Source organism: Bacillus stratosphericus (assembly GCF_020524495.1).
Taxonomy (GTDB): Bacteria; Bacillota; Bacilli; order Bacillales; family Bacillaceae; genus Bacillus; species Bacillus stratosphericus_B.
Genome location: NZ_JAIVLB010000004.1, coordinates 62,132 through 74,435 on the forward strand (window position 1 = coordinate 62,132; position 12,304 = coordinate 74,435).

The window sequence follows — 12,304 nt, forward strand, 5'->3', positions numbered from 1 at the left end:
CGAGGCTGTGATGTTCTCTTCTTTACACAAAACATTTCTTAGCGTTTTTTAGGAAAACTGCGGCAAACGGAAGGGTTTTCCGCCTGCCACTCGCTTATTTATTCCAGTCTGCTAAAAATTGCTCAATGCCTGCATCCGTTAATGGGTGTTTTGTCAGTTGCTTGATGACTTTCAGCGGCATTGTGCCGATATGAGCACCTCTAATCGCAGCTTCTGTCACATGCTGAGGGTGACGAATGGATGCAGCAATAATTTGTGTATCTAATCCATGAACATCAAAAATGGTTTTCACTTCGCTAATGAGATCAAGACCATTGTGGCCGATGTCATCTAAACGACCAAGGAATGGAGAAACATACGTCGCACCCGCTCTTGCTGCAAGCAGTGCCTGATTTGAATTGAAGATCAATGTGACGTTTGTTTTAATACCAAGGTCTGTTAGGGCTTTGACTGCTTTTAGTCCATCAGTTGTCATTGGAACTTTCACCGTGATATTTGGTGCAATAGCACCAAGCTCTTTTCCTTCTTCAATCATTTCCTCGGCTTTTAGAGAAATGACTTCCGCGCTGACAGAACCTGACACCACGTTAGTGATTTCACGAAGACGATCATGAAATGATACACCCTTTTCTTTCGCTACTAAACTAGGGTTTGTTGTGACGCCTGCTAATATGCCAAACTCGTGTGCCTCTTTGATGTCTTCGATATTCGCTGTATCTACGAAAAATAACATAACCGTGCCTCTCTCCTATCAATAAATTGTCTGACATGTAAATTGAATTGCGCTTTCTCAAGATATGGAGAAAACCGCCTGTGAATCAGGCGGCTTTCGGTTCTCATCAAATTATGCTTGGTTAGAAGAACCAAATTCACGCATTTTGCCGATAACAGTTTCTTTAATTGCGTCACGAGCTGGTCCAAGATATTTACGTGGATCATACTCTTCTGTTTTTGCAGCAAGTGTGTCGCGAACTGCTTTCGCAGAAGCAATTTGGTTTTCAGTGTTTACATTAATTTTTGCTGTACCAAGTGATATTGCACGCTTAATGTCAGCAGTCGGGATACCTGTTCCGCCATGAAGAACAAGTGGAAGACCTGCTGATTTTCCAATTTCTTCCATTTCGGTGAAACCAAGGTTTGGTTCACCTTTGTATGGACCATGTACTGAACCTAGAGCAGGTGCAAGGCAGTCAATGCCAGTACGTTCTACAAGCTCTTGACACTCTTTTGGATCAGCATAAATAACACCCTCAGCGATGACGTCATCTTCTTGTCCACCAACAGTTCCAAGCTCAGCTTCTACAGATACACCGTGGAAATGTGCAAGCTCAACTACTTTTGCAGTTGTTGCCACGTTCTCATCAAATGGATGGTGAGAAGCATCGATCATGACAGAAGTAAATCCTGCATGAATCGCTTTTGCACAAGATTCAAAGCTTGAACCGTGATCTAAATGAATCGCAACAGGAACTGTTACATTATATTCTTCGATTAACGCTTTAACCATTGCGACAACTGTTTTGAAGCCGCCCATATAGCGTCCTGCTCCTTCAGATACTCCTAAGATAACTGGAGATTTCTCTTCTTCAGCAGCTTGTAAAATCGCTTGTGTGAATTCTAAATTATTTAAGTTAAACTGTCCAACAGCGTAACCTTTTTCCTTTGCATCTTTCAACATTTCTGTCATTGAAACTAAAGGCATGATGAAAAATCCTCCCTATGTAGCTAATTTGCTTACTAAAAAAAGCTCTCTACCCTAGCATGACCAGATTTTCTCGCCATATGTAAACTTTCAAAGTCAGATCGCTTTCTTCTTCTTATCTAGAATACCAATTATTCGACAAATCGGCAATAGAATGACTTGATTCAATCATTTCCATCTAACCATTTGTTTCAAGCGGCAAATATTCTTTGACTGCATCTCGGATTTCATCAATATCGAATGGTTTTGCGAAGTGCGTCAATGCGCCAAGTTCTTTGGATTCTTGAATCATGTCTAGTTCGCCATAGGCTGTCATAATGATCACGCGAATGTCTTCATCAATTAATTTCATCCGTTTTAAAATCTCAATCCCGTCCATTCCGGGAATTTTCATATCTAGCAGAACAAGGTTCGGTCTATGGTTTTTCACAATATCTAACGCCTGTAATCCATTGGCCGCTTGGAAGGTTTGATAGCCTTCTTTATGAAACACTTCATTCAGTAAGATTCGAATACCGTACTGATCATCGACAATTAAAATTTTCTCATTCATCTGTTACACCCCATTGCTTTCGTTTTTCGCCATAAAAAGAGCAGTTGTTAAATAATTCTGTTTGATTTTCACATTTCCTTTAATTATAATAGTTTACTTTACTACATTTTCTGAGCATTTTTCCTAATATTCTCTTTATATTCATTATAAAATGATTTGACCGAAGGAGGAAATGAGTCTTGTTAAAAATATTCACAACCCAGTTATCAAGTATTTTTTCACGTATCGGAGAAAAACAAACAGAAGCGATTGAAGAGGGCGCACGCCTTCTTGCTCAAGCCGTAATCAGTGGACATGCTGTTTATTTCCATGGAAAGAATGAGCTAGCTGCTGTGGCCTTAGAGGCATCCGAAAGCAAGGAGCCATTTCCCGGTGCAAAAGTGCTGCCGCAGGATCAAAAGGAGCGCAGCTTACTTTATCTAAGTGACAGGGTGCTGCTATTTTATTCAGATCAAGAAGATCCGGAGATCCAATCCCTTGTAAAAGAACTGTACACCCAAGGTACGCCCATTGTTGGAGTGGGGCCTGCACAAAAGGAGCTGTCAGTGATTGAAGAGCATTGTGATGTCCATATTGATTTCCGGCTTAAAAAACCACTTGTGCCCGCTGAAGATGGAACAAGATTCGGCTATCCTGCTTTGATGACCTGCTTATACGTCTACCATGCACTATCTTTTACTGTGAAAGAAATTGTTGAGGAATATGAATAAAAAAACAGCCGAGAAGATGATATTCTCGGCTGTTTTTTGTTCTATTTTGCTTCAGATGCTTGCAGTGAAGCACCAACGAAATCCCTAAATAATGGCTGTGGTCTTGTCGGTCTTGAAGTGAATTCTGGGTGAAACTGAGAAGCTAGGAACCAAGGGTGATCCTTCAGCTCGATAATTTCGACAAGACGTCCATCTGGGCTTGTACCAGAGAATACAAACCCTGCTGCTTCCATTTGCTGTCTGTATTCGTTATTGAATTCATAGCGATGACGGTGACGTTCGTATACTACTTCGTCATTGTATGCAGCAAATGCTTTTGTGTCTTCATTTAATTTACAAGGGTACAGGCCAAGACGTAGTGTTCCGCCTAGATCCTCTACATCCTTCTGTTCTGGAAGAAGATCAATGATTGGGAATGCTGTTTCTGGATCGATTTCTGCTGAATGTGCTCCCTCAAAACCTAGTACATTTCTCGCATATTCGATAGATGCTACTTGCATACCTAAGCAAATACCGAAGAAAGGCACTTTGTTTTCACGAGCAAATTGCGTTGCAATAATCTTCCCTTCAACTCCTCGATCTCCGAAGCCTCCAGGTACAATAATGCCGTCTACATCTTGCGCGAAATCAGCCATATTATCTGCTGTGACTTCCTCTGCATTGATCCATTTGATTTGAACATCAGCATCAAATGCATAGCCTGCATGACGAAGTGATTCGACAACAGAAATGTAAGCATCTTGAAGCTCCACATACTTCCCTACAAGTCCAATTGTTACTTGCTTTGAAAGGCTTTGCACTTTGTCGACAAGAGCCTTCCACTCATTCATGTCTGCATCTTGGGAATCGAGCTTCATGTGCTCACATACAAGCTTGTCTAATCCTTGTTTTTGTAAATCTAGCGGAATCGAATAAAGTGTGTCTGCATCCTGACATTCGATCACAGCTTTTGTATCAATATCACAAAATAAAGCTATTTTGTCCTTCATATCTTGTGTCATTGGCATTTCTGTTCTGACAACAATGACGTTTGGCTGAATGCCAAGGCTGCGCAGTTCTTTCACACTATGCTGTGTTGGTTTTGTTTTCAGCTCGCCTGCTGCACGAATGTAAGGAACAAGGGTACAATGAATGTACATCACATTTTCACGACCGATGTCACTCTTCATTTGACGAATCGCTTCAAGGAATGGAAGGGATTCGATATCCCCAACTGTTCCCCCGATTTCTGTAATGACAACATCTGCACCGGTTTCTTTTCCCGCACGGTATACACGATCTTTGATTTCATTTGTGATATGGGGAATAACTTGAACTGTACCGCCTAAATAGTCGCCACGGCGCTCTTTCTTCAGGACAGTAGAGTAAATTTTACCAGTCGTCACGTTGCTATACTTATTTAAGTTAATATCAATAAAACGCTCGTAGTGACCTAAGTCAAGATCTGTTTCAGCACCATCATCTGTGACAAACACCTCACCGTGCTGGTATGGACTCATTGTCCCTGGGTCTACATTTATATATGGATCGAACTTTTGAATGGTGACATTCATCCCTCTATTTTTAAGAAGGCGGCCTAACGATGCAGCCGTAATCCCTTTTCCAAGTGAGGAAACAACTCCTCCTGTTACAAAAATATACTTTGTCATTTCGTATGCTCCTCTCTTTTTTACCCTTGCATGACTAGACATGCACAGCTTCATCCCTTTAGAGTGTATCGCTAAATCTCTTGAAAAATAAGAAAGCTCCCTTTCAAATAAATGAAAGGGAGCGTAAATGAACGTATCTTTACGTACTCTTTTTTAGAGAGCCCAAAATACATACTACATAGTTCGCTCTCGAAAGTCAAGACGGTTTTGTCCTGTTTGAAGACCTGGCTTGAGAGGATTATTTGTCTTCCTCATCATCGTCTAGTTCGTCTTGAATTTCAGTTAAGCCATCATCGTCTTCGTCTTCGTCATCGTCTTCGTCGAAGTCTTCTAGTTCTTCGTCAATTTCATCATCATCTAAGTCAATGTCATCGTCGTCTTCAACCAGATCAAGATCTTCTTCAAGCTCATCGATTTCTTCTTCCTCTTCTAAATCATCGAAGTCTTCTTCAACGACAGCCGCTTTCGCTTTTTTCTTTTTCGCTTTTGATTTCACAGCTTGCTGAACTTCTTCTTCCATTTGATCAACTGGATACCAGCTGCGAAGTCCCCACCTTTGATCACCTAGCGAAATAAAGCGGCCATCTATATTCAAATCTGTATAAAATTGAGCTAATCGATCATCAAGATCTGATTTTTGTATCCCTTGCAGACGGGCCATTTCATCTATTAACTCGGAAAACGTAATCGGCGTTTTGCTGTCTCTGGAAATTTCATAAGCAAGTTCAACTAAAGACATTTGTTTGAGCTGTTCCTGTGAGTATTCTTTCAAACTCAAGGTCAGACACTCCCTTTCTATTACATGTATGTATCCATTTACCAGTGAAATAATAAGTATTTATACCTTATTTTTACGACAAACCATACCTCTCATTATAAACAAATTAGGAGAGTTTATGCCACCTTTAATCATGTTAATTTTTGATTTTTTCGCACGAGGAGCACCTTTTGGTCCTTTATCTGCGGGAAATTGGACTGGTTCTGGTGTCCGGCATGCTTTTTGTATGCCGTTCTATTCATTCCAAACGAAAAAATTGGAACAACCAAAGGCAGCACTGATGAATGAATAAAATGACTGTACAAGATAACAGCATCTGTTTGGCTATCGTTCGGACGAAGTGATTTGCCCATTTTTTATAAAGTTTATAAAAAGGCACACGTCAACGGGTTAAGTTTACGTGTACCTATAATGAAAAAATTGTATAAACCTTTTTTTCGATTTTTATGTGAATACCTTTACTTCTTTTCGCAAGCTTTGTTTAACTTGAAATTTCATGCTCTACTTATTATTGCATTACAGTACAGCGACTATTTCTTTTCCTAAGGAAATTAAAGCATCCATAATAAATGGTGTCGCAAAGAGAATTGATGCTTTCCAGTTCGCTTTTTTGTATTGAAAAAAGAACAAGATCAACACTGCTCCTATAAGTGCCGTGAAGATGTACAGCCATAAGCTATGTATTTGCAAGATCCCCATACATATTACATTAATAAACATAATGATAATCTTAGGAATCAGAGCATAAAACAAATGACTCTTAACCTCCGGAGCAAAGATCATTAATAAGAATTTAGCGATGAGATATTGTACTAAGAGACTGATGGTGGTTAGAATTGTTGTAATGACAACAATTAGATTCAGCATCGTTTCATAGGACATATCCTCTAACAAAGCTCTTAAATCATCTAGTTTCGAATCGTAAAGAATAAATGTTTCAACAACAATTGTTTAGAGATAAAGACCAAGCCTGGCTGCTGTCTTCTATACGGTAATACACAACGATTAATATTAGCTGTAGCTACAATGTATATTGAAATAAAAATAAAGCTGTTTAGGTAAGTGCTGGGAATCTCATTCCGATAGAAAATCAACGCTACCATAACAATGAAAGAAAAAAGAATCATCCCAATATAATTGAGATACCCCATTATACTTTGATCATATATTTTAAATAGCTTATTTATTTTATGCATAAGTCATTTTAAAAAGCAGCAGCTACACCTGAACTAATGGTTCCTACGCCAGTGAAAACGCCAACGATTGTAATGACTGTCGCTACTGAGGACCAAGTATCTAAGAAATTAACTACTGTTGCCGCAGTTGCAGTACTAACACCCAGATTTGCTGCAATCAAAGAACCATTACCAATCACTAAAGCTACTAATGTTACCGCAAGAAGTGATAGCGATAATAAAGCATAAAACTTAGAATCTGTTGCTTTCGTCATAATATGACCTCCTTCTATTATTTACCACTCTTTTAGTCAACAAGAATTAAAATACATATCAACATTTTTTGTAAAATATGTAACATTAATTTAAATAGAGGGATTTATAACCAATTCTTATCAGGGATTAAGTTCATTTTTTATTTTTACAGGGCACTTATGTAATGGCATAAAATGCTTAATTCTCTAAAAACTAGTCAAAATATCTAATATACACTATCAAGAAATCAATTCGTTTCAAATCTTTATTGACCTGTCTTAGAGGTAGGTAAACTTTTATCATCACTTAAAAGATTATGGCATTTATATTTATAGTAAGAAAGCTACCTTTATCCTTGAAGTTATTAACGGAATATTATTAATAAACACGTTCATCTTTACTAAAGACAGAAATAAATTCAATGAATAACTCTCTCTCATTCTATTCTCTGTGATTGCCTCAAGTTTTACTTACACTATATAATATGTGTAAAAATTAAATGATGAAAACTTTATAGCTATACACTTTTATAATTGATCTTAATCTAAAGTTTCTGAAATAATGAGATTACTACAGCTATGGTCAATACAATTCCTGCAATCATTAAGACAATTAATTTTCTACGACTGTTTTCTTTTTGATCATTGTCTCTTTTTGAAGTCTTTGAAAGTTCTGCGGAAACCAGAATCCATATCACCATGGTTACGATTCCTAAGGTGGTAGCAGCGTTCATAATAACCTCCCATATTTATATTTCTTCAATTTTAACATAATCCCATTATAATATGGATCGATACTGGAAATTATCTAAAATTCAGGGAAAATTGACTATTACCTTGTATGTGGGTTTAGCTATATCTTTATTGAAGTTTAATACTTTAGTAGGCTTGTGGCCAGTTCATATGTATCGATATACTCCACATCATCGTTGACAGGTCACTCTTAAGCTAAAAATTTCATTTTGCTGACACAATCCTTTTTTTCCTAAAAAACCTTTAGATTTTGCTACTGAATTAAAATAATGAGGTGCTCTTAAAGCTGAGTCAACCGCACTAAAACAGACCACCTTACGTTCAGGTGGTCTTTACTCGTTTTCTACATATCTAGCAGTTTCCGTGAGATGACCAGCCGCTGGATTTCTTGTGTGCCTTCATAGATTTGAGTGATTTTCGCATCACGCATGTATCGTTCGACTGGATAATCCTTTGTATAGCCGTATCCGCCGAAAATTTGAACGGCTTCTGTCGTCACCTTCATAGCTGTATCACCAGCAAAGAGCTTGGACATGGCTGATTCCTTTCCATACGGAAGCCCTTTCGTTTCAAGCCATGCTGCCTGATAGGTAAGCAACCTTGATGCTTCAATCGATGTCGCCATATCGGCTAACTTGAAAGCGATCCCTTGCTGCTGAATGATCGGTTTGCCAAATTGTTTGCGCTCCTTTGCATAACTGACTGCCGCATCAAGAGCACCTTGAGCGACCCCAACAGCCTGTGCAGCAATGCCGTTTCTCCCGCCATCCAGCGTCATCATGGCTATTTTAAATCCTTCTCCTTCTTTACCGAGCCGGTTCCTTTCGGGAATACGACAATCTTCAAAGATGATTTCAGTCGTTGGTGATGAGCGTATGCCGAGTTTGCTTTCTTTTTTGCCTATCGAGAAGCCCTGTGTTTCTTTTTCTACAATAAAGGCGGTTGTATTTCGAGATGAAGCTTCTTGGTCTGTCACTGCAAACACAATATAGGTATCTGCAATCCCTCCATTTGTAATAAAAATCTTCGCACCGTTCAGGATGTATTCGCTGCCAGCTTTCACTGCTGTTGTCTTCATTCCCCCTGCATCTGAACCTGAGCCACTTTCAGTCAGTGCGTATGCTCCTATCTTCTTTCCCTCTGCAAGCGGCTTTAAATATGTCTCCTTTTGCTCCTCTGTCCCAAATGTATAAATTGGCCAAGAGGCGAGTGATGTGTGGGCAGACAGGGTGACGCCAGTAGAGGCACACATTCTTGAAAGCTCCTCAACCGCTATCACATAAGCCAAATAGTCACTGCCAATGCCGCCCACCTCTTCCGGCCAAGGTATGCCCGTTAAACCAAGCTCTGCCATCTGACGAAAAATAGATGGATCATAGGTCTCTGTCTCGTCTCGCTCTGCTGCTGTTGGCTCCACTTCATTTCTCGCAAAATCTCTCACCATTTTTTGTATCATTTCATGTTCGTCACATAATTGGAACTGCATCCTGAGCCACCTCATTTCATATTAGCTGTTTACAAATGACCAGCCTTTGAATTTCACTTGTTCCTTCATAGATTTCACAAATTTTCGCATCACGAAAGTAGCGCTCTGCGTGATATCGATTAGTATAACCATCCATGCCAAGCAAATGGATGGCTTCTGTACTGATTTCAACTGCCGTTTTGGAGGCAAATAACTTCGCCATCGACGCTTCCTTTGTGACCGGTCGATTGGCCTCTTTATAAGAAGCTGCCTGATAGACAAGGAGCTTGGCCGCTTCCCAATTCGCCGCCAGATCGCCTAGCCGAATGGTCGTTTCAAGGCCGGCTGGATACTGCTTTAAATAGGTTACTGCCTCAGTTAATGCGGCCTCTGCAATACCTAGGCTTTGGGCTGCGATACCGATCCTTCCCGCATTTAAGCTAGACATGGCAATTCGGAAGCCCTCTCCTTCTGCACCGAGCAGCTGCTCCCTCGGAATGCATACGCCATCAAAATGAAGCGTCACTGTTTTTGACCCATGCAGTCCCATCTTTTTCTCATCTCTTCCAATTGTAAATCCCGGTGTATCTTTCTCGACAATGAACGCCGATATATTTTTTTTAGTAGAAGCAGGATCTGTCACTGCAAATACAAGATACAGCTCCGCTTCCCCGCCGCTCGTGATAAAAATTTTCGTTCCATTTAACACATAGTGGTCGTCTACCCGCTCTGCTCTTAGCTGAATACTAGAGGCATCTGATCCAGCTATTGGTTCAGTCAGACAAAAGGCTCCCAACTTTTGACCGGTTGCAAGCAGCGGAACATAGGATGCTTTTTGCTCGGTTGTACCAAAAGCCAAAATAGGCATCGTCACAACAGATGTGTGAACAGACACAATGACACCGATGGTTGCGCTCACTTTCGACAATTCATGAATCGCAAGGATATACGTTGTAAAATCTGCTCCTAATCCTTGAAACGCAACTGGTATCGGAATCCCTAGAAAGCCTTGCCGTCCCATCTCAGTTAAAAGTGTTCTCGGAAACTGGCCTTGTTCCATGGCTTCTATTTCAGGATCTACATGCTGGCGTGCAAATGCTGCTACCTGTTTCCTCCAGAGACGTTGTTTTTCCGTTAGCAAAACATCCATCCTGACTCCCCCTATGAGTGGTCGTGGTATGTGTAAAAACCTCTCTTTGTCTTTTTACCTAGCCAGCCTGCGCTTACGTATTTTTTCAAAAGAGGGCAAGGACGATATTTGCTATCTCCAAGACCCTCGTGAAGGGTATTCATAATAAATAAACAGGTATCCAGTCCAATTAAATCAGCGAGACGAAGCGGACCCATTGGGTGATTCATCCCAAGTGTCATGATGCCATCAATGCTTTCTGCATCTGCCACACCTTCGTAAAGGGTGTAGATGGCTTCATTGATCATTGGCATCAAAATGCGATTTGAAACAAACCCTGGGAAGTCTTCTACTTCAATTGGGGTTTTGTTTAATTTCCTCGCTGTTTCAAAAATGACTTGATACGTTTCGTCATTCGTTTGCAGCGCACGGATAACTTCAACCAGTTTCATCACAGGAACCGGATTCATAAAATGCATGCCAATGACTTGCTCTGGCCTTTTCGTAACGGCTGCTAATTCTGTGATCGACAGAGAAGACGTATTTGTTGCAAATATCGACTCAGCCTCTGCAAATTGATCGAGGGTTTGAAAGATTTGTTTCTTGACACTTATTTGTTCTGAGGCAGCTTCAACCACTAAATGTGCCTGCTGTACGTCCTTTAAATCTGTTGAGACGGCAAGCCGCTGCGTAATGTCACGGACTGCCTGATGTGCCAGCTTTCCTTTTTCCGCTCGTTTCGTCAGCTGATGGGTCATAGAAGAAATGGCTCTATGAATCTGCTCTTCAGCTGCATCATGGAGCAAGACGGTGTAGCCGGACTGTGCAAATACTTGGGCAATGCCCGATCCCATTTGACCAGCCCCGACGACCATGACGGTCTCTTTTGTACGCATGACAATAAACGCCTCCCTTTTAATCCACCTTGATCATGATGGCGTCCCCTTGACCGCCGCCACTGCAAATCGCTGCGATGCCAATGCCGCCGCCTCTTTGTCTTAATGCATAAATCAAGGTCAGTATAATACGCGTTCCACTTGCCCCAATTGGGTGACCAAGCGCGACGGCTCCTCCGTTAATATTCATTTTCCGCCGGTCCAGCCCGAGTGTTTTTTCACATGCTAAAGCCACCGTTGAAAAGGCCTCATTGATTTCAAACAAATCGATATCCTCTAAACGCTTTCCTGTTTTCTTTAAAACCTTTTCGATGGCAACGGCTGGTGTTTTTGGAAAGTCCTTTGCCTCTACCCCTACCTCTGCATAACCAAGTACGACTGCCATTGGCTTTTCGCCAAGCTTCATAGCATAAGTGTCTTTCATTAAAAGAAGCGCACTTGCTCCGTCATTGACACCCGGTGCGTTTCCAGCAGTAATGGTACCGGTCTGATCAAAAACAGGCATGAGCTTTGATAATCTTTCATATGACGTATCACGCCGCGGGGATTCATCTTCCGTGATAAGCTGATCTCCTTTTTTCGTCTTGACTGTGACTGGGGTGATTTCATTTTTAAAAAATCCACGTTTTTGAGCTTCGACGGCTCGCTCATGACTTCTTAGCGCCCAAAGGTCTTGCTCTTCTCGCGTGATTCCGAGCTCCTTCGCTGCCATACTTCCATACTCGCCCATATGAACACCTGTAAACGAACAGGTTAATCCATCTAAAATCATCGCATCTTGTACCGTACCATCTCCCATTTCGTAGCCCCATCGCGCTTTTTTTAGAAGATAAGGGGTATGAGACATGGATTCCATACCGCCTGCCACGATTACCTCAGCATCTCCTGCTCGAATGATTTGATCTGCTGTACTGACACTGCGCATTCCAGAAGCACAGACTTTATTGATGGTTTGCGTAGGAACCGTCCATGGAAGATCTGCATGTCTAGCTGCTTGCCTTGAAGGAATTTGACCTTGTCCTCCTTGAAGGACACTTCCCATGATGACCTCATCCACCTCATGAGAAGTTGAGGCTCTTTGCATTGCAGTCTTTATCGCCATTCCGCCTAATTGTGCGGCAGTTAAACTACTTAAAGATCCACCCAGTTTTCCAAATGGTGTTCTCGCTCCAGATACAATGACTGTCGTGCTCATTGATTTCCCCCTCCCGTTTGTTACCGCTTACATATAATCTAGACG

13 protein-coding genes are annotated in these 12,304 nt (G+C 41.1%); 2 read left to right on the top strand and 11 right to left on the bottom strand.

Features of this window, described 5'->3' with window-relative positions:
* Positions 1-94 precede the first annotated feature (94 nt).
* The 3 genes from fsa to LC033_RS02650 form a co-directional block, all read right to left on the bottom strand.
* Positions 95-733 carry a fructose-6-phosphate aldolase gene (gene fsa, locus LC033_RS02640; RefSeq protein WP_226566719.1) on the bottom strand — a complete coding sequence of 213 codons (639 nt, stop codon included), beginning with the start codon at positions 731-733 and terminating at the stop codon, positions 95-97.
* A 111-nt stretch (positions 734-844) separates the two neighbouring features.
* Positions 845-1,702 carry a class II fructose-bisphosphate aldolase gene (locus LC033_RS02645; protein ID WP_226566720.1) on the bottom strand — a complete coding sequence of 286 codons (858 nt, stop codon included), beginning with the start codon at positions 1,700-1,702 and terminating at the stop codon, positions 845-847.
* 178 nt (positions 1,703-1,880) lie between these two features.
* The gene (locus LC033_RS02650; RefSeq protein ID WP_003214681.1) at positions 1,881-2,255 is read right to left on the bottom strand and encodes a response regulator; all 375 of its coding nucleotides are present in this window, start codon (positions 2,253-2,255) and stop codon (positions 1,881-1,883) included.
* Positions 2,256-2,434: 179 nt separating this feature from the next.
* Between LC033_RS02650 and LC033_RS02655 the strand changes: the two genes are divergently transcribed.
* Positions 2,435-2,965 (top strand): DUF2529 domain-containing protein, encoded by a 531-nt coding sequence (locus LC033_RS02655; protein WP_226566721.1) that lies wholly within the window; start codon positions 2,435-2,437, stop codon positions 2,963-2,965.
* A 41-nt stretch (positions 2,966-3,006) separates the two neighbouring features.
* Here the strand turns inward: LC033_RS02655 and pyrG are convergent, their stop codons facing one another.
* Both pyrG and rpoE read right to left on the bottom strand, forming a co-directional pair.
* Entirely contained in the window at positions 3,007-4,614 is a 1,608-nt protein-coding gene (gene pyrG / locus LC033_RS02660) for a glutamine hydrolyzing CTP synthase (protein ID WP_226566722.1), read from the bottom strand.
* Between the two features lie 238 nt (positions 4,615-4,852).
* Complete coding sequence (gene rpoE / locus LC033_RS02665; protein ID WP_226566723.1) at positions 4,853-5,392, bottom strand: DNA-directed RNA polymerase subunit delta; 540 nt, start codon at positions 5,390-5,392, stop codon at positions 4,853-4,855.
* A gap of 118 nt (positions 5,393-5,510) precedes the next feature.
* Between rpoE and LC033_RS02670 the strand changes: the two genes are divergently transcribed.
* Positions 5,511-5,684 carry a hypothetical protein gene (locus LC033_RS02670; RefSeq protein WP_226566724.1) on the top strand — a complete coding sequence of 58 codons (174 nt, stop codon included), beginning with the start codon at positions 5,511-5,513 and terminating at the stop codon, positions 5,682-5,684.
* A 912-nt stretch (positions 5,685-6,596) separates the two neighbouring features.
* Here LC033_RS02670 and LC033_RS02675 read toward each other — a convergent pair.
* From LC033_RS02675 to mmgA, 6 genes are all read right to left on the bottom strand, one after another.
* Entirely contained in the window at positions 6,597-6,842 is a 246-nt protein-coding gene (locus LC033_RS02675) for an uberolysin/carnocyclin family circular bacteriocin (RefSeq protein ID WP_226566725.1), read from the bottom strand.
* A 524-nt stretch (positions 6,843-7,366) separates the two neighbouring features.
* A complete protein-coding gene (locus LC033_RS02680; protein WP_226566726.1) occupies positions 7,367-7,555 on the bottom strand; it encodes a hypothetical protein in 189 nt (62 codons plus the stop codon).
* Between the two features lie 362 nt (positions 7,556-7,917).
* Positions 7,918-9,060 carry an acyl-CoA dehydrogenase gene (locus tag LC033_RS02685; RefSeq protein ID WP_226566727.1) on the bottom strand — a complete coding sequence of 381 codons (1,143 nt, stop codon included), beginning with the start codon at positions 9,058-9,060 and terminating at the stop codon, positions 7,918-7,920.
* Positions 9,061-9,076: 16 nt separating this feature from the next.
* Entirely contained in the window at positions 9,077-10,189 is a 1,113-nt protein-coding gene (locus tag LC033_RS02690) for an acyl-CoA dehydrogenase family protein (RefSeq protein WP_226566728.1), read from the bottom strand.
* A gap of 11 nt (positions 10,190-10,200) precedes the next feature.
* Complete coding sequence (locus LC033_RS02695; RefSeq protein WP_226566729.1) at positions 10,201-11,064, bottom strand: 3-hydroxybutyryl-CoA dehydrogenase; 864 nt, start codon at positions 11,062-11,064, stop codon at positions 10,201-10,203.
* 19 nt (positions 11,065-11,083) lie between these two features.
* Positions 11,084-12,259: an acetyl-CoA C-acetyltransferase gene (gene mmgA / locus LC033_RS02700; protein WP_226566730.1), complete on the bottom strand. Its 1,176-nt coding sequence runs from the start codon at positions 12,257-12,259 to the stop codon at positions 11,084-11,086.
* Positions 12,260-12,304: the final 45 nt, after the last annotated feature.

Coding starts and splice junctions, on each gene's coding strand:
- fsa (WP_226566719.1), bottom strand. CDS start 733: ATGTTATTTTTCGTAGATACAGCGAATATCGAAGACATCAAAGAGGCA.
- LC033_RS02645 (WP_226566720.1), bottom strand. CDS start 1,702: ATGCCTTTAGTTTCAATGACAGAAATGTTGAAAGATGCAAAGGAAAAA.
- LC033_RS02650 (WP_003214681.1), bottom strand. CDS start 2,255: ATGAATGAGAAAATTTTAATTGTCGATGATCAGTACGGTATTCGAATC.
- pyrG (WP_226566722.1), bottom strand. CDS start 4,614: ATGACAAAGTATATTTTTGTAACAGGAGGAGTTGTTTCCTCACTTGGA.
- LC033_RS02670 (WP_226566724.1), top strand. CDS start 5,511: ATGCCACCTTTAATCATGTTAATTTTTGATTTTTTCGCACGAGGAGCA.
- LC033_RS02675 (WP_226566725.1), bottom strand. CDS start 6,842: ATGACGAAAGCAACAGATTCTAAGTTTTATGCTTTATTATCGCTATCA.
- LC033_RS02680 (WP_226566726.1), bottom strand. CDS start 7,555: ATGAACGCTGCTACCACCTTAGGAATCGTAACCATGGTGATATGGATT.
- LC033_RS02685 (WP_226566727.1), bottom strand. CDS start 9,060: ATGCAGTTCCAATTATGTGACGAACATGAAATGATACAAAAAATGGTG.
- LC033_RS02690 (WP_226566728.1), bottom strand. CDS start 10,189: ATGGATGTTTTGCTAACGGAAAAACAACGTCTCTGGAGGAAACAGGTA.
- LC033_RS02695 (WP_226566729.1), bottom strand. CDS start 11,064: ATGCGTACAAAAGAGACCGTCATGGTCGTCGGGGCTGGTCAAATGGGA.
- mmgA (WP_226566730.1), bottom strand. CDS start 12,259: ATGAGCACGACAGTCATTGTATCTGGAGCGAGAACACCATTTGGAAAA.